Raw genomic sequence first — 21,864 nt, 5'->3', positions numbered from 1 at the left:
ATGACCGAACGCAAGGCAATCGTCGTCGGCGGAGGCATCGGCGGACTTGCCACCGCCCTCGCCCTGCTGGACCGGGGCTGGCACGTGGAGGTACTGGAGCGCGCTCCGGTCCTCGCCGAGGTGGGCGCCGGGCTGTCCCTCTGGCCCAACGCGCTGCGCGCCCTGGCCGCACTCGGCCTGGACGACCGGATCAGGGCCCGGGCGCTGAGCGAGTCCCGGACCGGCATACGCACCAGCGGCGGACAGTGGCTGTCCCGGATGGACGCCACCGCCCGCGGGAACAAGCACGGTCCAGCCGTGATGATCCACCGGGCGTCACTGCTCTCCGCGCTCGCCGACGCGCTTCCGGCCGGGGTCCTCCGTACGGGTGTGGAGGTCAGCCACGTCGCTCCGGACGGCCGGGTCGCCCACTCCGAGGGCTCGTCCACCGCCGACCTGATCGTCGGCGCGGACGGCATCCGCAGTGCCGTACGCAGTGCTCTGTGGCCCGACGCGCCGCGCCCGCGCTATGCCGGCTACTCGACCTGCCGCATGGTCACGCGCCCCGTCGATGTCGACGACAGCGGCGAGTCCTGGGGCCACGGCGAGCGCTTCGGCTACGCGCCCCTACCCGACGGGCGGGTCTACTGCTTCGCCACGCTGACCTCCCCGGAGAACGGACCCCGCATCGGCCTGGACGAACTACGCCGGCGCTTCGGGCACTGGCACGACCCGATCCCGGCACTGCTGGACGCCACCGACGAGCACGCCGTACTCCACCACGACATCCACGAACTGCCACCGCTGCGCTCGTACGTCACCGGCCGCGTCGCACTCGTCGGAGACGCCGCCCATGCCATGACCCCCAACCTCGGGCAGGGGGCGTGCCAGGCCCTGGAGGACGCCGTGGTCCTCGCCGACTGCGCCACCGCGCGCGACGGGCTGCTCGTCTACGACATGCAGCGCCGCCCCCGTGCGCAGCGCGTCGCACGGCGCTCCCGTCAGATCGGCCGGATGGCCCAGAGGTCCTCCCGCGGCGCTGTGGCTCTGCGCGACGGGCTCCTGCGGGCGACACCGGCCGGGGCTTTCCAGAAGTCCCTGGAGCCCGTCCTCGCGTGGTATCCGCCGCCGCGCGGGCACCACCCGTCGCGGTAGCGCGCCACACGCAAGTGTCCCGGAGTCCGTTCTAGGGCTCCGGGACACTTGCTGTGCCAGGCGGGCGGACCGCCCGCGTGCTGTCAGACGCCGACCTCAACCTCAACGGCAGCGACCCGGGCGGTGGACAACGCGGCAGGGGCTTCGGCGAGCGTCGCCTCGATCGAGGCCTCCGCCTTCGGCGCCGTGCCGGCTTCCTCGGACGGCTGTCCAACACGGGAGGTCTCCGTCGGCGGCCGCGCGGGCAGGTCTCGCACATGGGCGACCACGGCCATCCCGTCCTCACCCGGGACCGGGGCGAGGAACAGGTCCTCGACCAGGGCGTCCGCGAAGGTCAGGCCGTGCTGCTCCACGTAATCGGCCCATTCCAGCGGCTCCCCGGCAGGAGAGGCGCAGCGCACGGCCAGGGCGATGACGCCCGGGCCACGGGCGAGCTCCAGCATCAGCGGGGGCGCGCTGTGCCGCACGGCGCTGCAGACCAGTTCCTCGGCCGCCACGGCCGCAACAGCGGCGACGGTGTCCTCGACCTGCCACAGGCCGAGCAGGCGCTCCACGAACCGCGCGGCGGCCGCGGCCGAGCGCAGGTCCGGCCGCACGTACCAGGTGTACGCGGCACCGAGGACACCACACATGGGGGGCAGGGCCCAGACCAGATCCTCGTCCTTGACGGTGTGCTGGCTGGTGGACTGGGTGGTGGACTGGGTGGTGGTCATTTCCCACACCCCCTGGCTCGGGGACCGAATATTGCGTCTCCCACTCCACCGTTCGGCCGTCCCCCGGACATCGAGGAAACCCCCAAGCCCACCCCCCATAGTTCTGACCCCCACCCCCATGCCCCGGGCGTTCGCGGGAGGAGGTCCTACGACGGCCTCGCCGCCTGAAGATCACGCCGGGCCGCTTCAGGGTGTACCGCGGACCTGACGCGCGGGCAGGCACCGTTCCTCGACGGACCCGGTCGGAGGCCGCACGAAGGTCGAGCAGGTCGTGGATCCAGCAGGTCGCCCTCGCCCGCGCGTCGACGCGACCACGGCCCTGCGCGCGAGTTCCGACACCACCAGCAGCGCCGCGGCCACGGACTTCGACACCACCACCGCGAGCCAGAGGCGGTCACTGAACACCTGGCCTCCCACGTAGCCGAGAGTGGCGGCCAGGGTCGCCCACAAGAGGGAGGCGAGCAGCGTGAGCCGCAGGAACCGGCCCATGGGGATCCGCATGGCGCCGGCGGCGAAGCTGACGGCGGTCCGCCCTCCGGGGACGAACCGCGCGATGACGAAGACACGTCCCTGCCGGACGGTCAAGGCGTGCCGCAGGCGGCGCAGCGCGGCAGACTCGCGGCGGGTCACCCGGTGGCGGCCACGGCGCCGTCCCACGGCCCGTCCGGCACAGTAGGCCAAAGCGTCGCCCGTCCAGGCCCCGGCGAGGGCGACCGCCACGACCAGAGCGACATGGACGTGGCCCGCCGATGCGAGCACGCCGCCGGTGATGACGGACGTCTCGGCGGGCAGGACGGGCACGAACACGTCCAGCAGGGTCACCACAGCGAGACCGGCATATGCCCACGACGCGGCGGCGGTCATCTCCTCGGGGCCGAACACGGGCAGTTCTCCTCCCAGCGGGTGCGGGCACACCGTCCGCGTCTGCGACGCGCCGGATCAGGCGGCCGACTCGGTCGCCGACCGCCACGCTCAGCAGACCGTCTGCACCCACCGCCCGGCGTCGGGGAGGACCCCCCTAGATTTCCGGGCCGTTGCGCCGTGCCCGCACGTCCCGTCGCGGGAGCACCAGGCTTCCGGCAGTCGCGGCACGACCGCCACCCCGCTCGAGGGCAGCCCTCCGGCGGGGTGGCGGCGTGCGACCGGCCCGGCACCCGTCCGACATCAGGCCTCAGCCAGGGCCGGCTCCTCTTTGGGCTCCGTGACCGGCACCCGCCCGGGACGACGACGGCCCGCCATGCGGCAACCGAGACAGCTGTGGTGCCCGGCCATCGAGTCCCTGACCCGCCAGTCCCACTCGGCCCGGGGGCGCGGCCCGCTGGGCTTGCCCCATCCCGTGAGATGCAGGATCCAGGTGACGAGTACGGCGAGTACGACGACTCCCACCCCGCCTGTCAGGACAGCCGCCGAGTCCAGGCACATACCTGCGCCCGCGACGGCGCTTCCCAGGATCGCCACGCCCGTGCCGGTCCATCCCGCGACCGTGTGCCCCATGTCGACGTCGCCGTGCGCGCTCATGTTCTCCAGCTCTCCGCTCGATTCCCGTTCTGCTGCACGACGGTTCCACCGATGCGCGGGCGGCACCTGAGTAATGCATGCTCTTCTGTCCGCGGCCCTGAGGGGGTGCCGGGAGCACACACTCGGGGGAACGGCGCGCTGCCGCGTAGCCGACGGCCGGGTCCTGGACCTCGGCGCCGTCCGGCCCGGTCTTGCCCGGCCCTTATGAGGTCCAGACCCCGATCCGGCTAAGTTCGGGGTGGGAGGTCAGGGGAATCACCGAGGCATCACTGGACGCTTGCTTCTACAACGGTGGTGAGAGAAAGGGATGTCCCGATGAACCACCAGAAGGTGCGCGACCTGATGAGCGACGCGGTCGTCCGGGTCCAGGGCGGTACGCCGTTCAAGGAGATCGCCCATCTGTTGCAGGAGTACGACATCACGGCGGTTCCCGTGGTGGACGGCCAGGACCGCCCGGTGGGTGTGGTGTCCGAGGCCGACCTCCTGCACAAGATGCGCAGCGGGCAGGACGACTCCACCGACGAGGCCATGGACCTCGCCGGGCCGGTCAAGGCCCGGGCCACCGACGCCGCTGGACTGATGACGTCGCCACCGTTGTGCGCCCAGGAGGACTGGAGCGTGGTCGACGCGGCCCGGATGATGGCATCGCACGGGGTCAAACGGCTCCTCGTCGTCGACGACGACGGCCGCCTCATCGGCGTGGTGAGCAGGAGCGACCTGCTGCGGGTGTTTCTGCGGACGGATCAGGCGATCCGCAGCGAGATCGTGGAGGAGGTCCTGGTCAAGGAGCTGGGCGAAGCTCCCTCGGCCGTGCAGGTGGACGTGACGCACGGCCACGTGGTGCTCAGCGGCCGCCTCTCCTCCCGGGCCACGGTCCCCGTTCTGGAGGAGCTGTGCCGCGCCGTCGACGGGGTCGTGGCGGTGGAGTTCCGGCCCGTGCGCGCGCCTGGCCTGGACGAACCCCTGGAACAGCCGACGCGCTCCGCCTGAGCGCCTGAGGCCCAGCAAGCGGCTGAGACCGTCAGCAGCGACGTCCGCCCGGCTCGACACGGCGTCTCCGGGGCGCACCGGCGCGTGGAAGCGCGGCTCGTGCAGGCCCGGCGAGCCCGTGCTCGTCGAGCCGTTCCGCACCCGCACGACGGGTGCAGTACGCCTCCCCAGCTCGGCGACCGACCGGAGGCGTGCGGACGTCGTGAGGCAGGGTGTGAGCGCGAGCCAGACCGCCGGGGCAAGGCGCGCGGCCGTCGTGGGCACCAGGTGCCGGCTCGCCGCCCCGCGCGAGTCTCGTGCGCCACCGCGACTCGGACCTGAGTGATCAGTAATCGCGCACGCCCATCTCCATCGCACCCGTGCACCCGTGCACCCGTGCGACGTCCCGGCTGTCGGCCGCGCCCGTTTCATTGCGAGGGATAACCCGCCTATGACCCGGCGCCGCCATCCCGCACGCTGTCGAAACCGGAGCGGCACCGGCCCGGAAACGGCGGCAGCCGTACGCGCCGACCGCATGGACCGCGCGCAGCACGCCTCACCGGCTTCCGCTCCCCGACCCGGACACCACCGTCCGCGGACCGGCTGCCCCGAGGGCGCCGGCAGTGCCCGACTCGGATCGACGACGATCCCCCGCCCAGGAGGTCGACCTTGCGCAGGTCCCTGATTTGCACCACCGCCGTGGCCACCTTTGCCCTGACGATGACGGCCTGCGCCGACGCCGGAGGCGACACGAGCGTCGGGAAGGGCGCGACGTCCGGCCCCGACGGCAAGCCGCTGAGAATCGGATGGGTCAACCTCGAGGGCGGCACCCTGTCTCTGCCCGAGGCCCGCATCGGCGCCGAAGCCGGCGTCGCGTATGTCAACGGCCATCTCGACGGAGTCGGCGGCAGGCCGGTGGAACTCGTGCGCTGCGACGTGGACGGATCCCCCGAGAAGTCGGTGGACTGCGCCAACAGGATGGCCGAGGAGAAGGTCGCCTTCGTGCTCAGCGGCATCGATCCGAGCGGCGACGCGATGCTCCCGGTCCTGAGGTCCGCCGGAATCCCGATCGTGGGGCACGGCGCGGACGGTCCGGCGCAGCAGACGGAGAAGAACGCCATGTTCTTCGGCGCCGCCGCTCCCGCCGGACTCGCCGCCCCCCTCACCTTCTTCGCGAGCCAGGACATCGAGTCCTTCACCTATCTCATGCCCGACGTGAAGTGGAGCAAGACGATCACCGGCCAGGTGCTCGAGCCCACCGCACAGGGTTTGGGCATGCGGCAGAAGACCCTCGACTACGACATCGCCAATCCTGACTGGAGCTCTCTGGCCGCCTCGGCCGCGGCCGGCAAGCCCGACCTGGTGGGCGGTCCGATCTTCACCGACGACCAATGCGTGGCCCTGCTCGGCGCGCTGCGCGCCGGCGGCTATACGGGCAAGGTCTTCGGCGGCGCGTGCTCCGGAGCCGTCGCCAAGGCCCTCGGCAACGAGAACGCCGCCGGTCTCATGACGTACACCGACATGTGGCGCGTGGACGCCAGGGACGACGCGCCGCCCGCCAAGCAGAAGGAGATCGACACCTATGTCTCCGCGATGAAGGAGGCGGGGCAGGAGACCAAGGCCGAGAATGTCATCGCCCAGGCCGGCTTCGCCGACGTCGTCAACCTCGCTCGCATCCTCGGCAAGGACCCCGCGGGTGCGGAGGGCAAGGACGCCTTGGCGGCCATCAAGAGGACCGTCCGTTTCGACTCGTTCATGGGGCCGACCATCGACTGCGACGGCAGCGCCTGGCCCGGCCAGAGCAGCTGCGGCAACTCCGTCCTGCTGTACGAGAACCAGCCCGACGGCAGCGTGAAGCTCGTCTCCGACGGATTCGTGGGCGTGGACGCGAGCGCCGCCGGCTCCGCCCGCTGAGCGGGCCGGCTCAGGGACCTCACCCATGAACGCCTACCTCAGCATGCTGGTCGTCGGGCTCGGCGTGGGCACGGCCTACGCCGCCCTGGCGACAGGGCTGGTCGCCGTCCACAAGGGCACCGGCATCCTCAACTTCGCGCAGGGCGCCATGGCGATGTGGGGCGTGTACGTCTACGACGAGATCCGCAAGACGGGACGCCTTGTGCTGCCGGTCGGGTCGGTGCCCGTCGACGACGGGCTCGCCGCCGCGGTCACCGTCAGTCTGCTCACCTCGACGGCTCTCGGTGTGAGCGCCCACTTCCTGGTCTTCAGGCCGCTGCGTGCCGCGCCTCAACTGGCCAAGGTGGTCGCCACCATCGGCATCATGCTGGCCACGCAGGCCCTCGTGGTGCTCAGGTTCACCTCCCAGCCCAGGACCGTGGCCCCCATCCTGCCCAACGCGGCGGTGACGTGGGGGGACGTCACCTTCTCCCGTGACCGGCTGTACCTCGCGGCCGTCGCCGCGCTTGCGGCAGCGGTGCTGTGGGCGTACTTCCGTTTCACCCGCACCGGGCTGGCGACGCGCGCCGCGTCGGAGAACGAGACCGCGGCATCGCTGTTCGGCTACTCGCCCGACTTGCTGGCAGCGGTGACCTGGGGCCTGGTCGGCGCGGTGACGGGGACCGTGACCATCCTCGCCGCCCCGGTCACGGGCCTGAACCCGGTCAACTACACCCTCTACGTCGTCCCCGCCCTGGCCGTCGCGCTCATCGCCCGGCTGCGCTCCCTCGGCACGGCCTGTACGGCGGGTCTCGTGCTCGGTGCGTTCCAGTCCGGCGTCACCTACTTGGGCACGAAGGAGTGGTGGCCGTCCTGGGCGGGCACGGGAGCGGCCGACGCGCTGCCGTTCGTGGTCATCGTGATGTGCCTGTTCCTGCTGGGACGCCGCCTGCCCGGCCGGGGCGGCGTCGAGACAGCCGCCCTGCCACCGGTCCGCGTGCCTCGGATGCGGGCCGGAACGATCCTCGCGTGGACGGTGCTGGGCCTGGTCCTGCTGACGCTCACCGGAGGGAGTTACCGGTTCGGGGTCGTCAGCTCCATGATCATGGCGGTGGTCGCGCTGTCCTTGGTGGTGCTCACCGGACTGATCGGTCAGATCTCCCTGGCGCAGGCCGCGTTCGCCGGAGCCGCGGGCTTCGCCCTGTCCAAGTTCTCCACCGACGCGGGTCTGCCCTTCCCCCTGTCCCTACTGGCCGCCGGAGCCGTGGCCTCGCTCCTGGGCGTACTGGTGGGGCTCCCGGCCCTGCGCATCCGCGGCGCGCAACTGGCTCTGGTCACGCTGGCGGGTGCGGTCACCATCGAGCGCCTGGTCTTCCGCAACCCGCATCTGTCCGCTCCAGGCGGCGAACTCATACAGGACGCCTCGCTGTTCGGCCTCGACCTCGGCGTCCGCGAAGGCAGCGAACTCATCCGCCTGCCCTTCGCCGTGATGGTGCTCACCGTGCTGGTGCTCGCCGCCGTCGCGGTCGGCAACCTGGCTCGCAGCGCCACCGGCCGCGCCTTCCTCGCCGTACGCTCCAACGAGCGGGCCGCCGCCGCGGCCGGCATCGACGTGGCGGCCACCAAACTCCTGGCCTTCGCCCTGGCGTCGTTCCTCGCGGGCGTGGGCGGCTGCCTGATCGGCTACAGCCGGGGGCAGCTGTCGGCCGACTCCTTCAGCGTGCTGGCCGGGCTGTCCTTCCTGGCGTTCGCCTACTTGGGCGGCATCACCAGCATCGCGGGCGCGATGGTGGCCGGTCTGCTGGCCCCGTCAGGCCTCGCGTACGTGTTCTTCGACCGCAGCATCGATCTCGGCGAGTACTACGTGCTCGTGTCCGGCATCGGGCTCGTCCTGACCGCCGTGCTGAACCCCGACGGCATCGCCGCCAAGGCAGGGGCCGACACGGCGGCGGCCATGCGGTGGATCGAGCGCCGCGTGCGGGGCGGACTCAAGGAGTGTCCCGCGCCCGCGCGGGCCGAAACAGCGCCGACCGTCCAGGAGGAAACCCGTGCCCACTGAGGACATCCTGCTCGCCACCGAGAACCTGGCGGTCCACTACGGCGGCGTCCGGGCCGTCAACGACGTCAGCCTGCGGCTCGCCCGCGGGCGCGTCGTGGGTCTCATCGGTCCCAATGGAGCCGGAAAAACCAGCTTCGTCGACGCTGTCACGGGATTCACCCCCAGCAGCGGCCGACTGTACCTCGACGGCGACCGCGCCGACCGCTGGCCCGCACACCGTCGGGCCCGCGCCGGACTGGCGCGCACCTGGCAGTCTCTGGAGCTGTTCGCCGACCTGACGGCCCGTGAGAACGTGCAGGTGGCGGCCGGGCGGCTGACCCCGGCCTCGGTCCTGCTCGACCTCGTGCGCCCCAAGCGCGCTTCCCTGGACGGCAAGGTGGAGGCAGCCCTGGAGCGCGCCGGGATCCCGGACGCCGCCGATGCCCATCCCCACGAACTGTCCCTCGGACGACGCAAGTTGCTCGGCGTGGCCCGCGCCCTCGCCCCTGAACCGATGGTTCTGCTCATGGACGAACCGGCCGCCGGGCTCGACACCGACGAGAGCAGGGCGCTCGGACTCCGCATCCGCGACCTCGCCGCCGACGGCATGGGCGTCCTTCTGATCGACCACGACATGGGGTTGGTCCTGGACGTGTGCGACGAGATCTACGTTCTGGACTTCGGGACCGTGATCGCCCACGGCACACCGGAGAGCATCCGCGGGGACGACAGGGTGGTGGCCGCCTATCTGGGGGCGGGCACCGGGACGGAGCAGCCGGCATGACCGAACTGAACTCCTCCACCCGGGTGTTCCCGGACACCGGCACGAGCGTCGTCCGAACCTCAGCGCTGGCCGCGGGGCACGGCGGACTGGCCGTGGTGCGCGACCTGGATCTGCGGGTGGACCGCGGGGAGATCGTCGCGCTGCTCGGACCGAACGGGGCGGGCAAGACCACCACGCTCATGACCCTCGCCGGTCTCCTCCCGCCTCTCCGGGGCGACGTGCGGGTGATGGACACCCTGCCGGGACGGGCCCCGCACCGGCTGGCACGACAGGGGGTGGCATACGTTCCGGAGGACCGTGGCCTCTTTCCCGGTCTGACGGTGGCCGAGCACCTCCGGCTCACCCGGGGCCGGGCCCCGGTCGACGGGGCCGCCGTGCGACGGCGTACGACGGCGTTGGTCGACGAACACTTCCCCGAACTCGGGCGGCTGATGAACCGTCCGTGCGGACTGCTGTCCGGGGGCGAGCAGCAGATGCTCGCGGTGTGTCGCGCCCTGGTCGCGGACCCCGTCCTGCTGATGGTGGACGAGATGAGTCTGGGGCTGGCCCCGAAGATCGCCCAACGGCTGCTGTCCGTACTGCAGCAGATGTGCTTGCGGCGGAACATGGCGGTGCTCCTCGTGGAACAGCATGTGCACATGGCGCTGGACGTGGCCGACCGCGGATACGTCCTCAGCCACGGAGACATGGTGATGGAGGGCGGAGCACGCTATCTCAGAGACAATCGGGCCCTCTTGGCGAGCGCGTACCTGGGAGACACCGCGCTCAACTGACCGAGGGGAAAGGGGCGTACAGGGTCCTTCGTTCGCATCGGACGGGCGTGATCGAAACGAAGGGCCCTGACTCAATGCCCTCGCGCGTCCGTCTCGATGACCCAACTGCCTCGCGCCTGTACCTGGTAGACGCCGTGACCCGGCAGCCGAAGCGACAGGTCCTCGTCGCCCTTGCCGCGGACCACCTCGACCCACTCGGCGAGGTCGTCGTCCAAGGCCAGCAGCCTTACCTCGCCGCGCCCGCGATGCCGCAGCACCGCCGGTCCACCGGGACCCGCGTACCGTACGAGATCGCCGCCGCATCCCTGGATCCGCTCGGTGAACTCCGGTACGGCTTCGACGGGTTCGGCCCACGCCTCCCAGTCGGTACTGGCCCCGTCACGAAAGTCCAACCGGAAACGGGCCAGGTCACGACTGCCCGAGCGCCGCAGCGGCACCCGCGCGTACACCGGCTCGAAACCGTCGCCCAGGCTGTAGCCCTTGCGCTGATCGCCGTTCAGCAGGACGAGGGTGACTTGCTCGGCGCCGTCGGTGCGAACCACCAGCACTGCGGGCCGCCCTGCCACCGGGAGCCGCACCCGCCCGTCGCCGGGACCCGTCCCGTGCGTCCGCTCACCCACCCGGGACGAGGCTGTGACCGGAACGGTCCCCGGCCGCGTCACGGCCCCGGACCTCGCCCGCCGGGCAGCGGGCAGCGCTCCCGGTGAGCCGTTGTGCCGTGCGCCGCACGCGGTGCACACCGCGACGTTGCGATAGGCGCCGTTCGCCGGCGCCCAGGGCACCTCGCGCACGGCTCGCCCGTGCCGGGCGTCGAAGAAGCACAGCGGAAGGCGCGAGGGCAGCGGGAGCCCCGCCCGCCGGGCGTCGAGACAGGCCAGCGCATGCCACCCGTCGTCCAGAGCCCGCAGCACGTCGAGGGCGTCCTCCAGGTCCCGGTCCCCGAGGAATGCCCGCTTCGCCTCCTCGTACGCGTCCAGGGCACGCTCCAGGTCGGCGCGCATCGCGTCGGTGGCCCCCGGCTCTCCGGGCGAGAACTCGTGCTCGTCAAGCGCGACCCCGAACGCGGTGATACGCGTCTCCACCTCGGCGAGTTCCCCCGCGCGCCGCCGTGCGGCGTGTCCGAACCACTCACCGAGCCGCACCCAGGACCGCCGAGCACCGGCCATGCGATCACCCCCTTCCAGGGGATCGTATGCCTGGGCAATTCCTCCGCCCGAACCCAGCAGGCAATGCCTGCCGAGCATGAGACCCACACCCTATGTGGCTCGGCCGAGACCACGGAAAGCCGACGACGATCCGCGGCACGGGGCGAAAGTCGTCGAGGGTGACCCTGGTGAAGGCGTCCGTCCGACGTGCCGCGGCCCGCGCAGGATCAGTGGAGCTTGGTGGGGTCGACGATCTGGTCGGGCGGCGGTGGGGTGGTGTCGACGGGCTTGTGGTGGTCGCTGAAGGTGAGGTCCATAGGCTCGTTGCCGCCTGCGACCGTGCACCTCAGGAGGTACGGCTTGCCTTCCTTGGCGATGTAGACGGTCGTGGTCTCGGTCGTGGTCCTTTCGGTGAGCACGGCGACCGGCCGGCCGCCCACGGTGGCATCGGCCTCGCGGGTGGAGTTTCCGTCGGATACCGGGCTCAGTGCCTCGAGCAGGACGTTGATGCCCTCGCATATGCGCCCAAGAGTCTCCGACATCATGGTGGGGGGCTTGATCCAGCGGCCCTTGAAGAGGGTGACCATCTCCTCGGCCTGCTCGGCTGTCATCCCGCGGCTGAAGGTGGCCCGCCAGAAGTCCTCCTCGGCCTTGACGTGGACGAGGGAGCCCTTCTTGATGATCTGCATGGGGCCCAGGGAGTTGCCTACCGTGCCGTTGCAGGAGCCGTGGACGTCCATGGCCAGGTCGACCTCTACTTGGCGGCCGTCGCTGTTGAGCTTGCCGGTGAGGCGCATGCTCGTAGTGTTCCTGGTGACTTCCCGGGCCTGATTGTCGATCTCCTCGGGCGTCATGGCGTCGAAGGGGTGTTTCGTACTGTCGGGGCTGCAGCCGGTGATGATCACGGTGGTGGCGGCGCACAGCAACGCGGTGGCGGCGCGGTTGGCGATGTGGTGCTTCACGTGCGGGTTTCCCTCCCCTGTTGAACCTCGCTGACTGTATGCGGTCAAGGCACGGCACGTGCAGGGGGATTCGATGGCCCAAGAGCTCCTGCCGATAACCAGCGTCGGACTTACAGGCCGGGACCATGCTCGGTGCCGCGGCTGGCGGTCTACGGCTTCGCACCGAGGTCCCGGACCCGGCGGCGGCACGGCCTGGAGCAGGGGGATCAGCTTGGTGACGTCGTTGCGGTCGCCGCCGGTGAGCGGCAGGTGTTCCACGACGATCCCGGCGTGCAGCACGAACCGGATGCCCTGGAACACCGGACTTGGACAACATCCCACGGCTTCGGACGCGCCACCTCGCACCCCCGGATCATCGGTTCCGGAGTGATCCCACCACCTCGAAGATCATTTCGTGAGGAGTTCTCATGCGGTCAGAGCGCTAGAGGCCCAGTGACTTGGACACGATCATCTTCATCACCTCGCTGGTGCCGCCGTAGATGCGGGACACCCGGATGTCGGTGTAGTAGCTGGAGATCGGATACTCCGTCATGAAGCCATAACCCCCGTGCAGCTGGAGGCACTTGTCGATCACCCTGCTCGCGGTCTCGGTGCAGAACAGCTTCACCTTCGCGGCGTCGGCGACGCTGAGATCCCGTTCGTCGTGCAGATGCACCGCGCGGTCCACCATGGCCTGCATGGCCTCCAAGTCCGCGGCGCATTCGGCGAGGACGAACTTGGTGTTCTGGAAGGACGCGACGGGCCGGCCGAAGACCGTCCGGTTCCGTACGTAGTCAACGGCCTGGCGCAGGGCGCCTGTGGCCATGGCGCACGAGTCGATGGCGATGGTCAGCCGCTCCTGCGGCAGGTTGTGCGTCAGGTATGCGAAGGCCTTGCCCTCCTCGCCGAGCCGGTCCTCGACCGGCACCAGAACGTCGGTGAACGACAGTTCCGCGGTGTCGGAGGTCTTCAGTCCCATCTTCTCCAGCTCACGTCCTACGGCGTAGCCCTCGCTGCGCGCGTCGACGCACAGGATGGTCAAGCCGCCGCGCCGGTCCGCGTCCACGGGGGCGGAGGTGCGGCACACCACCAGAACCCGGTCGGCCAGGACTCCGCCCGTGATGAAGGTCTTGGTGCCGTTGAGGATGTAATGGGTGCCGTCCTCCGACAGCCGTGCCGTGGTCCTGATGCCCGCCAGATCCGAGCCCGTTCCCGGCTCGGTCATGGCGATGGCCGTCATCATGTCGCCGCCGGCGAACGCGGGCAGCCAGCGCTTCTTCTGCTCCTCGGAGCAGTACGCCAGCAGATACGGCAGGATGAGGTTGGTGTGCAGGGGCGCGTTGCCGAAGCTGACGGCCGCCCTGGTCAGTTCCTCGCTGACGACCATCGAGTACTTCAGGCTCGTCTCACCGGCTCCGCCGTACTCCTGTGGTACCTGGATGCCGAGCACGCCGAGGTCGCCGAGTCGGCGGTAGAAGTCCCGGGGCGGGTGCCCCTGCTTCATCCACTCCGGGAACACCGGCGACACCTCCCGCGCGATGAAGTCACGCAGAACGGACCGGAACGCCTCGTGGTCGTCGGTGAACACCGTACGGCGCATGGGATCTCCTTGTTTCACTGGTGTGTTCTTGGCCGCGGTAGGGAAAATCAGCGCTCACGGGAGCCCTCGTACATCGCATCGATGACGTCGGCGAAGGACGCCTCGACCTCCTTGCGCCGCACCTTCAGGCTGGGGGTGACCTCGCCGCGCTCCAGCGAGAGATCGCGGGGCAGCACGGCGAACTTCTTGATGGTCTGCCAGCGTTGGAGCCTGGCGTTGACCTGGTCCACGTAGCCGCCGACGAGCCGGTCGACTGCGGCGGAGGTGCACACCTCCGCGTACGACAGACCGGCCAGGCCGTTGGTCCGAGCCCATCCCATGATCGCCTGCTGGTCGAGGGTGATCAGGGCGGAGCAGAAGTTGCGGTTGTCGCCGACCACCACGATGTTGCTGACATAGGGGCAGACGCCCTTGAAACGGCTCTCGATCTCGACGGGGGCCACGTACTTGCCGCCCGATGTCTTGATCAGTTCCTTGATGCGGCCGGTGATACGCAGGTAGCCGTCGTGGGTCAGCTCGCCGAGATCGCCGGTGTGGAACCAGCCGTCCGGCTGGAGGACTTCGGCGGTCCGTTCGGGCAGGTTGTGGTAACCGCGCATGATGTGCGGGCCCCTCAGCAGCACCTCGCCGTTGTCGGCGATGCGGATCTCGGTGCCCGGGTGCGATACGCCCACGGTGCCGATGCGGTACTCCAACACGGCGAACGACGTTCCCGCCGCGCTCTCGGTGAGGCCGTAGCCTTCGAGGATCGGCACGCCCGCGCCGCTGAAGAAGCGGCTGATGTCGCGTGCGAGCGGGGCGCCTCCGGACGTGCAGGCACGCAGACGGCCGCCGAAGACCTCCCGCACCCGGCGCAACACCAGGCGGTCGGCGAGCGCGTGCCGGGCACGCAGCCCCCACGGCACGAGCGCCCGCCCGGTCTCCATGCCGGCCCCGCGGGCCACGCCCAGCGCCTGCGCCGTCGCCGCGTACTCACGGGCGACCGCAGCCGCCCAGCGGAAGGTCCGTTCGGCGAGCCGGCCCCGGGAACGGGCGTCGGCCACCAATCCGTTGTAGATCTTCTCGAAGACTCTCGGTACCGATGACATCACCGTCGGCCGCAGGATTCTGAGGTTCTCGCCGATGCGGTCGAGCCGGCCGTCCACGGCCAGCGGATGCCCCGCCGCGACCTGGGCGCACAGCAGGCTCTTGCCGAAGGCGTGCGCCAGCGGCAGCCACACGTAGTCGAGATCGTCCGTCGTCAGCAGTGCCGCGTCGGCGGTCAGCCCGGCCTGGAAGACCCAGCAGTCGTGGACGAGCCGTACGCCCTTGGGACGGCCTGTAGTGCCTGAGGTGTAGATCAGCGTGGCCAGGTGCTCGCGATCGATGGCCGCGACCGCGCGCTCCACGCAACTCGGGTCGGCGACGAGGTGCCTCTGCCCGCGCTCCTCCAGCTGGGCCAGCGACAGCACTTCGCACCCGGCGGCATCAACGCCGTAACCCTGCTGGGGCAGTTCGTCCAGGACGACGACGGCGATGACATCCTTCAACCGGTCGCGCTGGTCGGTCAGCTTGGCGAGCTGCCCGGCGTCCTCGGCGAAGACGACCCGGCTGCCGGAGTCGGCGAGGATGTAGGCCATCTCGTCCGCGTCCGTCGTGGGATACACGGTGGTGGTCGCCGCGCCGGCGCACATGATGCCGAGGTCGATCAGGAACCATTCCACCCGGGTGCCCGAGGCGATCGCGACGCGGTCCTCCGCTCGCACGCCCAGTGACATCAGGCCGGCGGAGATCCGCCTGGTGCGGCTACCGGCCTGCCCCCAGGTCAGCGAGGACCAGCCGGCGGGATCGGCGTGCGGCGCGGGAAACCGGTACGCCTCGTTGTCGGGATGCTCCCCCACCCTGGACAAAAAGAGGTGCGCGATGGACGGGGGGCGGCTGTCTGGGGTGTGCTTCTCGGTCACGGGCACCTCCGGTCGGTCGGAAAGGGCGAGGAGCGCCGCTCGGGCGGCTTCGGAACCTGCGCCCGTACCGCGGCGGGTGCGCCGCGGTACGGGTGCCGGCTCGCTGGGGAGGGTGATGGGCGCATCTCCCCCTTGAGAGGGGACCCAAGCGAATGCCCGGGTTGCCGCGCTCATGCCTGGGGGCCGCCCGACACATAGACGACCTGGCCCGACACATAGCCGGCCTGCTCGCTCGCGAGAAACGACACCACGTGGGCGATGTCCTCGGGGACGCCCACGCGGCGCACCGGGATCTCCTCGGCCATGCGCTGCTTCAGGGTCTCGAAGGGCACGCCCATCCGCTGTGCCGTCGCGCGAGTCATCTCGGTGACGACGAAACCCGGTCCGACGGCGTTGGCCGTGATCCCGAACTTGCCGAGCTCGACAGCCAGGGTCTTGGTGAAACCCTGCAGACCGGCTTTGGCGGCCGAGTAGTTGACCTGGCCACGGTTGCCGAGTGCGGAGATCGAGGACAGGTTGACGATCCGTCCCCAGTTTTCCCGCGTCATGTGGGCCTGGACCGCCCGGGTCATCAGGAAGGCACCGCGCAGGTGCACGTCCATCACGGTGTCCCAGTCCTCGTCGGTCATCTTGAACAGCAGGTTGTCGCGGAGCACTCCGGCGTTGTTGACCAGCACGGTGGGCGGGCCGAGTTCCTCGGCGACCCGGGCGACGGCGGCCGCGACCCGGTCGCCGTCGCGGACGTCGCAGGCCACAGGCAGCGCCTTGCCGCCCGCCGCCTCGATGGCGTCGACGACCGGCGAACAGGCCTGGTCGTCGAGGTCCAGGACGGCCACGGCCATGCCGTCGGCCGCCAGACGGGCGGCGGTCGCCGCGCCGATTCCACGGGCGGCGCCCGTCACCACGGCGACGCGACCAGCGGATGAGGACATGGGAACCTCCTGGGGCAGTGGCCGGACAGAACCGCGGGCGTCGCCGCGCATGCCGACCGGCTTGCGGGAAAGGTGAGCCAACATTCACGTCTGCGCCGGTGGAACCGCCGTCACCCGGGCGGTGCCGCCGACGTTCGGGCCATCCAACGGCGCGGTCCTCGCCGCCCGCATCCGTAGGAGTACTGGTCCGTCGCTCACGGGGGTAGGCGGCGGACCGTCGTACGGCACGGCGAACACACCGCCGGGCGCCAGTGGCCTCGGTCATGGGGAGAGCGCGGGCGACGCTCCAGGCGCCCGGTGCCGCCTCCTGACGTATGCGTGTGACCGTGAACACGTAGCACCCGCGCTGGACACAAACGCCGGTCGCGGCTAACACTTTGGGCAGCGGCGCCCATGACCGGGCGGTCACCCACCGCGAGTTCCACACCGTCGTCGCCTTCGCGCGTCGGCCGTGCCGAGGACTCCAGGTCGCGACGAGGTCGCAGGTGGGTCAGAGCCCCCGCGTTCCTCCTACGCCATTTCTCAACGCAACCCCCACGCCTCCGGCCCCCTCGTGCCCGCGCATCGAGGGCGGGCACCGGCCGCGCCGTGTTCCGCACGGCCGACCGCCCGGCACGGCGGCGTGCGGACAAGGAGGCGAACAAGCATGGGCCCGTTGTCAGGTCTGAAGGTGGTCGAGATCGGCGCGCAGGGGCCAGGACCGTTCTGTGCGACGGTCCTGGCCGATCTGGGCGCTTCGGTCGTCCGCGTCGACCGGCCCTCGGAGGTGGGGCGGTCCTTTCACGACGTCACCCTGCGGCGCAGCCGCCGTTCCGTGGCCGTCGACCTGAAGTCACCCCAGGGCGCGTCCGTGGTCCTGCGCCTCGTCGAGGACGCGGATGTGCTGATCGAGGGATTCCGCCCCGGCGTCATGGAACGCCTCGGGCTGGGGCCCGAGGAGTGCCATGCCCGCAACCCCCGGCTGGTGTACGGCCGTATGACCGGCTGGGGCCAGGACGGCCCGTGGGCACAGGTCGCCGGACATGACATCAACTACACCGCGCTGTCAGGGGCATTGGCCGCGATCGGTCGCCCCGGTGGCAGCCCGGTCGTACCGCTCAACATCGTCGCGGACTTCGGCGGCGGCGGGATGCTGCTGGCCGTGGGCGTCCTGGCGGGACTCCTCGCCCGTGGTACCACCCGGCGTGGCCAGGTGGTGGATGCCGCCATGATCGACGGCGCCGCCCAGCTCCTGAGCATCTTCTACAGCATGCGGCAGCAGGGTCTGTGGTCGGCGGAGCCGGGGACCAACTGGCTCGACGGCGGCGCGGACTTCTACGACACCTACGAGACGGCGGACGGGCGCTACGTCGCGCTGGGAGCCATCGAGCACCAGTTCCGCCACGCCCTGTACGCCACGCTCGGCCTCGACGCCGACGCCCTGATGGAGGACGTCGGTACGGATACCTGGCCGGAGCGCAAGAAGCTCGTCGCCGAGGCGGTCCGCCGGCGCACGCGCGACGAGTGGTGCGAGGCCTTCGAAGGCGTGGACGCCTGCTTCGCTCCGGTGCTCACCCTCGACGAGGCACCGCATCACCCGCAGTACGCGCGACGTGGCAGCTTCGTGGAATCCGACGGCGTTCTCCAGCCCGCGCCCGCACCCCGTTTCCAGGACACCCCCTGCTCCCCGCCGACGCGCGCCGCCCGCCCCGGCGAGGGCACCTGGGCCGTGCTCACGGAAGCCGGCTACTCCGTCGACGACGTCGAAGAACTCCTGGCGGCCGGAGTCGTGGCCGCCGCCGGGCCGGCTCAGGCCGACGAGAGCTGACGCGCGGCCGAGCAGACCCGACCGTTCCACCTCGCGCAGGGACCCGAGTACGGAAATCCGCGCCCCGGCTCCGACTCGTCCCGCTCACCACCACTCGACCGAAGGACTCACCGTGACCACTGAGGCATTCATCTACGACGCGATCCGCACGCCCCGCGGACGCGGCAAGCACACCGGCGCTCTGCACGGCACCAAGCCGATCACCCTGCTCACCGGGCTCATCGACGAACTGCGCCGCCGCCATCCCGACCTCGACCCCGCCGCCATCGACGACATCGTCCTCGGCTCGGTCATGCCGCTGGGCGACCAGGGCGGCAACCTCGGCAAGACGGCGGCGCTCGCCGCCGGGCTGCCCGACACGGTCTGCGGCATGCAGCTCAACCGTTACTGCTCCTCGGGGCTGGAGGCCGTCAACACCGCCGCCGCGCGGCTGCGTTCGGGCTGGGACCACCTGATCATCGCCGGCGGCGTGGAGTCCATGTCCCGCGTCCCCATGGGCTCCGACGGCGGCCCCGTCGCCTTCGACCCCGACACCACCACCGCGGCGCAGATGGTGCCGCAGGGCATCGGCGCCGACCTCATCGCCACCGTCGAAGGCTTCACCCGAGACGACGTGGACGCCTACGCGCACATGTCCCAGCAGCGCGCTGCCGCGGCCTGGGAAGGCGGCTGTTTCGCCAAGTCCGTCGTCCCCGTCGTCGACCGCGGTGTGCCGATGCTCGACCACGACGAACTCGTCCGCCCCACAACCCTGGAGGGGCTCGCCGCGCTCCCGCCGTCGTTCGCCGCCATGGGCCGGCTCTTCGACGGCATCGCCCTGCAGAAGTACCACTGGCTGGAGCGCGTCGACCATGTCCACACCGCCGGCAACTCCTCCGGCATCGTCGACGGCGCGGCCCTCGTGCTGCTCGGCAGCGAGGAGATCGGTGCCCGCTACGGCCTTACCCCGCGGGCACGGGTGGTCGCCGCGGCGCTGACCGGCGCCGATCCGGTGATCATGCTCACCGGGCCTGCGCCGGCCGCCCGCAAGGTGCTGGACATGGCCGGGCTGACCACCGACGACATCGACCTCTTCGAACTCAACGAGGCTTTCGCCTCCGTGGTGCTGAAGTTCGTCAAGGAACTCGACCTGCCCATGGACAAGGTCAACGTCAACGGCGGGGCGATCGCCATGGGCCACCCGATGGGTGCCACCGGCGCCATGCTCGTCGGCACCGTCCTGGACGAACTCGAGCGCCGTCAGGCCCGGCGCGCCCTGGTCACGCTCTGCATCGGCGGCGGCATGGGCATCGCCACCGTCATCGAGCGGCTGTGACCGGCCCACCGCCCGCCTCGCCCCTCACCCGTGCCCCACAAGCGAACAGGACCCCTCGCATGACTGACAACATGATCCACTGGGAGCAGGACGAGGACCGCGTCGTCGTTCTGACCATGGACGATCCCGCCGGATCCGCGAACATCATGAACGACACGTTCCGCGACTCCCTGACCGCGACCGTCGACCGGCTGGAAGCCGAACGCGAGAGCATCGCGGGCGTCGTCCTCACCTCCGCCAAGCGCAGCTTCTTCGCGGGGGGCGACCTGACCCAGCTGCGCCGGACAGCACCTGAGCGAGCCGCGGAGATGGCCGCGGCCACCGACCGGCTCAAGGGCCTGCTGCGCAGGCTGGAACGCCTCGGCCGGCCCGTCGTCGCAGCGATCAACGGCTCCGCGCTGGGCGGCGGCTACGAGATCGCTCTGGCGTGTCACCACCGGGTCGCCCTGGACACGCCCGGCACGCGCATCGGGCTACCCGAGGTGACCCTGGGCCTCCTGCCCGGAGCCGGCGGAGTCACCAGGACCGTCCGCATGATGGGCCTGCGCAACGCCCTGTCAGAAGTCCTGCTGACCGGACGGCAGTTCACACCCGGCGACGCGCTGACGCACGGACTGGTCGACGAACTGGCCGACTCGCCTCAGGCCCTCGTGCAGCGGGCCAGGGCGTACATCGCCGAGCATCCCGTCGCGGTGCAGCCGTGGGACACCGAGGGGTACCGCATTCCCGGCGGTACCGCGAAGTCCCACACCTTCAACTCCACCGTCGTCGCACCACTCACGGCGACGGTACGCACCAAGGGCCGCGGCACGCCGATGATCGCCCCGCACCGCATCGTGGCAGCCGCCACGGAGGGCACTCAGGTCGACATCGACACGGCGTTCCGGATCGAGAGCCGGTACTTCGCCGAGGTGGCCTGCGGCCAGGTCTCGTCGAACATGATCAAGGTGTTCCACTTCGACGCCCAGCAGATCGCCCGGGGCGGCAGCCGCCCCGCCGGCCATCCGCAGCACACCGTGCGCAGGGCCGTCGTCCTGGGCGCCGGGATGATGGGCGCCGGCATCGCCTACGTGTGCGCCAAGGCGGGCATCGACGTCGTCCTCAGAGACGTGAGCACGCAAGCCGCCGAGCGCGGCAAGGACTACTCGCGCAAGCTCCTCGAAGCGGCCGTCTCCCGCGGCAGACTCACGCCCGCGGAGCGCGACGAGGTGCTCTCCCGCATCACCGCCACCGACAGCGTCGAGGACGCCGCGGGCGCGGACCTCGTCATCGAGGCCGTGTTCGAGAACACGGAGCTGAAGAAGAAGGTGTTCGCCGAGATCGAGCCGGTCGTCGCGCCCGACGCCGTACTGGGCTCGAACACCTCCACCCTGCCCATCACCGGCCTCGCCGACAGCGTCGAACGCCCCGAGGACTTCATCGGGCTGCACTTCTTCTCACCCGTCGACAAGATGGCCCTGCTGGAGATCATCGTCGGCGAGAAGACCAGCGACGAGACCCTGGCCAAGGCGTTCGACCTCGCCCAGCAGATCGGCAAGACGCCCATCGTCGTCGGAGACGCCCGCGGCTTCTTCACCAGCCGGGTCATCGGCACCTTCCTCAACGAGGCCGTCAACATGGTCGCCGAAGGGGTGGCCCCGGCCTCCGTCGAGCAGGCCGGCCTTCAGGCGGGCTACCCCACCGCGCCGCTCGCGCTGACCGACGAGCTGAACATGAAGCTGGCCCAGAAGGCTCGCGCGGAGACCCGGGCCGCCTTCGAGGCCGAGGGCCGTCCCTGGGTGCACTACCCGGCCTTCGAGGTCGTGGACCGCCTGGTGGACGAGTTCGGCCGGCCGGGCCGCCTGGCGGGAGCCGGCTTCTACGACTACGTCGACGGCCGGCGCGAACGCCTGTGGCCGGGCCTCACCGAGGCGTTCGGTTCGGCATCCGTCGACGTGCCCTTCACCGACCTGGTCGAGCGGATGCTGTTCGTGGAAGCCCTGGAGTCGGTGCGCTGCCTCGACGAGGGCGTGCTGCGGTCCGTGCCGGACGCCAACGTGGGCTCCGTCATCGGCATCGGCTTCCCCGCCTGGACCGGCGGCGTCCTGCAGTACATCAACCAGTACGCGGGCGGGCCGAGCGGCTTCGTGGCCCGAGCACGCGAACTCGCCGCCCGCTACGGCGAGCGGTTCGAACCGCCCGCCTCGCTCGTGGCGATGGCAGAGCGCGGGGACACCTACGAGTGACCCGTCAGGGCGCCCCGGCGGTGAGCACGGAAACCGCCCGGGGCGCCCCCACGCCCGGCAGGGACCCGTTTGTCCCGCCACGCATGCCCGCCCACGCCGTCCGGGCTCGTGGGCGGGTCACGCACCATCTGCCC

17 protein-coding genes are annotated in these 21,864 nt (G+C 70.8%); 9 read left to right on the top strand and 8 right to left on the bottom strand.

Annotated elements, in window-relative coordinates; genetic code table 11:
* On the top strand, positions 1-1,134 hold the full coding sequence (locus AC068Z_RS07060; protein ID WP_478553086.1) for an FAD-dependent monooxygenase: 1,134 nt from the start codon (positions 1-3) through the stop codon (positions 1,132-1,134).
* A gap of 83 nt (positions 1,135-1,217) precedes the next feature.
* Here the strand turns inward: AC068Z_RS07060 and AC068Z_RS07055 are convergent, their stop codons facing one another.
* The 3 genes from AC068Z_RS07055 to AC068Z_RS07045 form a co-directional block, all read right to left on the bottom strand.
* Positions 1,218-1,847 (bottom strand): hypothetical protein, encoded by a 630-nt coding sequence (locus AC068Z_RS07055; protein WP_478553084.1) that lies wholly within the window; start codon positions 1,845-1,847, stop codon positions 1,218-1,220.
* Positions 1,848-2,033: 186 nt separating this feature from the next.
* A complete protein-coding gene (locus AC068Z_RS07050; protein ID WP_478553083.1) occupies positions 2,034-2,729 on the bottom strand; it encodes a DedA family protein in 696 nt (231 codons plus the stop codon).
* Between the two features lie 282 nt (positions 2,730-3,011).
* Positions 3,012-3,365: an HGxxPAAW family protein gene (locus AC068Z_RS07045; protein ID WP_478553081.1), complete on the bottom strand. Its 354-nt coding sequence runs from the start codon at positions 3,363-3,365 to the stop codon at positions 3,012-3,014.
* A 315-nt stretch (positions 3,366-3,680) separates the two neighbouring features.
* Between AC068Z_RS07045 and AC068Z_RS07040 the strand changes: the two genes are divergently transcribed.
* From AC068Z_RS07040 to AC068Z_RS07020, 5 genes are all read left to right on the top strand, one after another.
* On the top strand, positions 3,681-4,355 hold the full coding sequence (locus AC068Z_RS07040; protein WP_478553079.1) for a CBS domain-containing protein: 675 nt from the start codon (positions 3,681-3,683) through the stop codon (positions 4,353-4,355).
* A 648-nt stretch (positions 4,356-5,003) separates the two neighbouring features.
* The gene (locus tag AC068Z_RS07035) at positions 5,004-6,248 is read left to right on the top strand and encodes an ABC transporter substrate-binding protein (RefSeq protein WP_478553077.1); all 1,245 of its coding nucleotides are present in this window, start codon (positions 5,004-5,006) and stop codon (positions 6,246-6,248) included.
* Between the two features lie 25 nt (positions 6,249-6,273).
* On the top strand, positions 6,274-8,286 hold the full coding sequence (locus tag AC068Z_RS07030; protein WP_478553075.1) for an ABC transporter permease: 2,013 nt from the start codon (positions 6,274-6,276) through the stop codon (positions 8,284-8,286).
* The gene (locus AC068Z_RS07025) at positions 8,276-9,049 is read left to right on the top strand and encodes an ABC transporter ATP-binding protein (RefSeq protein WP_478553073.1); all 774 of its coding nucleotides are present in this window, start codon (positions 8,276-8,278) and stop codon (positions 9,047-9,049) included. The genes AC068Z_RS07030 and AC068Z_RS07025 overlap by 11 nt, the downstream gene beginning before the upstream one ends.
* Entirely contained in the window at positions 9,046-9,822 is a 777-nt protein-coding gene (locus tag AC068Z_RS07020; RefSeq protein WP_478553071.1) for an ABC transporter ATP-binding protein, read from the top strand. Before AC068Z_RS07025 ends, AC068Z_RS07020 begins: the two co-directional genes overlap by 4 nt.
* A gap of 71 nt (positions 9,823-9,893) precedes the next feature.
* Here the strand turns inward: AC068Z_RS07020 and AC068Z_RS07015 are convergent, their stop codons facing one another.
* From AC068Z_RS07015 to fabG, 5 genes are all read right to left on the bottom strand, one after another.
* Positions 9,894-10,988 (bottom strand): hypothetical protein, encoded by a 1,095-nt coding sequence (locus AC068Z_RS07015; protein WP_478553069.1) that lies wholly within the window; start codon positions 10,986-10,988, stop codon positions 9,894-9,896.
* 206 nt (positions 10,989-11,194) lie between these two features.
* Positions 11,195-11,929, bottom strand: a complete 735-nt coding sequence (locus AC068Z_RS07010) for a hypothetical protein (RefSeq protein WP_478553067.1) — start codon at positions 11,927-11,929, stop codon at positions 11,195-11,197.
* 421 nt (positions 11,930-12,350) lie between these two features.
* The gene (locus tag AC068Z_RS07005; RefSeq protein ID WP_478553065.1) at positions 12,351-13,508 is read right to left on the bottom strand and encodes an acyl-CoA dehydrogenase family protein; all 1,158 of its coding nucleotides are present in this window, start codon (positions 13,506-13,508) and stop codon (positions 12,351-12,353) included.
* Positions 13,509-13,555: 47 nt separating this feature from the next.
* Positions 13,556-15,451, bottom strand: coding sequence for an AMP-dependent synthetase/ligase (locus tag AC068Z_RS07000; RefSeq protein WP_478553063.1), 1,896 nt, complete (start codon positions 15,449-15,451; stop codon positions 13,556-13,558).
* Positions 15,452-15,621: 170 nt separating this feature from the next.
* The gene (gene fabG / locus AC068Z_RS06995) at positions 15,622-16,383 is read right to left on the bottom strand and encodes a 3-oxoacyl-ACP reductase FabG (protein WP_478553061.1); all 762 of its coding nucleotides are present in this window, start codon (positions 16,381-16,383) and stop codon (positions 15,622-15,624) included.
* Between the two features lie 646 nt (positions 16,384-17,029).
* Here fabG and AC068Z_RS06990 point away from each other — a divergent pair.
* The 3 genes from AC068Z_RS06990 to AC068Z_RS06980 all read left to right on the top strand — a co-directional run bounded on the left by AC068Z_RS06990 (position 17,030) and on the right by AC068Z_RS06980 (position 21,730).
* Positions 17,030-18,190, top strand: a complete 1,161-nt coding sequence (locus AC068Z_RS06990; RefSeq protein WP_478553059.1) for a CaiB/BaiF CoA transferase family protein — start codon at positions 17,030-17,032, stop codon at positions 18,188-18,190.
* Between the two features lie 112 nt (positions 18,191-18,302).
* Positions 18,303-19,505: an acetyl-CoA C-acetyltransferase gene (locus AC068Z_RS06985; protein ID WP_478553058.1), complete on the top strand. Its 1,203-nt coding sequence runs from the start codon at positions 18,303-18,305 to the stop codon at positions 19,503-19,505.
* A gap of 59 nt (positions 19,506-19,564) precedes the next feature.
* Positions 19,565-21,730 carry a 3-hydroxyacyl-CoA dehydrogenase NAD-binding domain-containing protein gene (locus AC068Z_RS06980; RefSeq protein WP_478553056.1) on the top strand — a complete coding sequence of 722 codons (2,166 nt, stop codon included), beginning with the start codon at positions 19,565-19,567 and terminating at the stop codon, positions 21,728-21,730.
* Positions 21,731-21,864 lie beyond the last annotated feature (134 nt).

The organism is Streptomyces sp. NPDC043726, assembly GCF_056436565.1.
This window is presented reverse-complemented; position numbering and strand designations above follow the sequence as displayed.

Bases quoted from the DNA above. Each gene is read 5' to 3' on its own strand.
- AC068Z_RS07030 (WP_478553075.1), top strand. From the start codon at position 6,274: ATGAACGCCTACCTCAGCATGCTGGTCGTCGGGCTCGGCGTGGGCACG.
- AC068Z_RS06990 (WP_478553059.1), top strand. From the start codon at position 17,030: ATGGGCCCGTTGTCAGGTCTGAAGGTGGTCGAGATCGGCGCGCAGGGG.
- AC068Z_RS07040 (WP_478553079.1), top strand. From the start codon at position 3,681: ATGAACCACCAGAAGGTGCGCGACCTGATGAGCGACGCGGTCGTCCGG.
- AC068Z_RS07060 (WP_478553086.1), top strand. From the start codon at position 1: ATGACCGAACGCAAGGCAATCGTCGTCGGCGGAGGCATCGGCGGACTT.
- fabG (WP_478553061.1), bottom strand. From the start codon at position 16,383: ATGTCCTCATCCGCTGGTCGCGTCGCCGTGGTGACGGGCGCCGCCCGT.
- AC068Z_RS06980 (WP_478553056.1), top strand. From the start codon at position 19,565: ATGACTGACAACATGATCCACTGGGAGCAGGACGAGGACCGCGTCGTC.
- AC068Z_RS07045 (WP_478553081.1), bottom strand. From the start codon at position 3,365: ATGAGCGCGCACGGCGACGTCGACATGGGGCACACGGTCGCGGGATGG.
- AC068Z_RS07015 (WP_478553069.1), bottom strand. From the start codon at position 10,988: ATGGCCGGTGCTCGGCGGTCCTGGGTGCGGCTCGGTGAGTGGTTCGGA.
- AC068Z_RS07055 (WP_478553084.1), bottom strand. From the start codon at position 1,847: ATGACCACCACCCAGTCCACCACCCAGTCCACCAGCCAGCACACCGTC.
- AC068Z_RS07020 (WP_478553071.1), top strand. From the start codon at position 9,046: ATGACCGAACTGAACTCCTCCACCCGGGTGTTCCCGGACACCGGCACG.
- AC068Z_RS07005 (WP_478553065.1), bottom strand. From the start codon at position 13,508: ATGCGCCGTACGGTGTTCACCGACGACCACGAGGCGTTCCGGTCCGTT.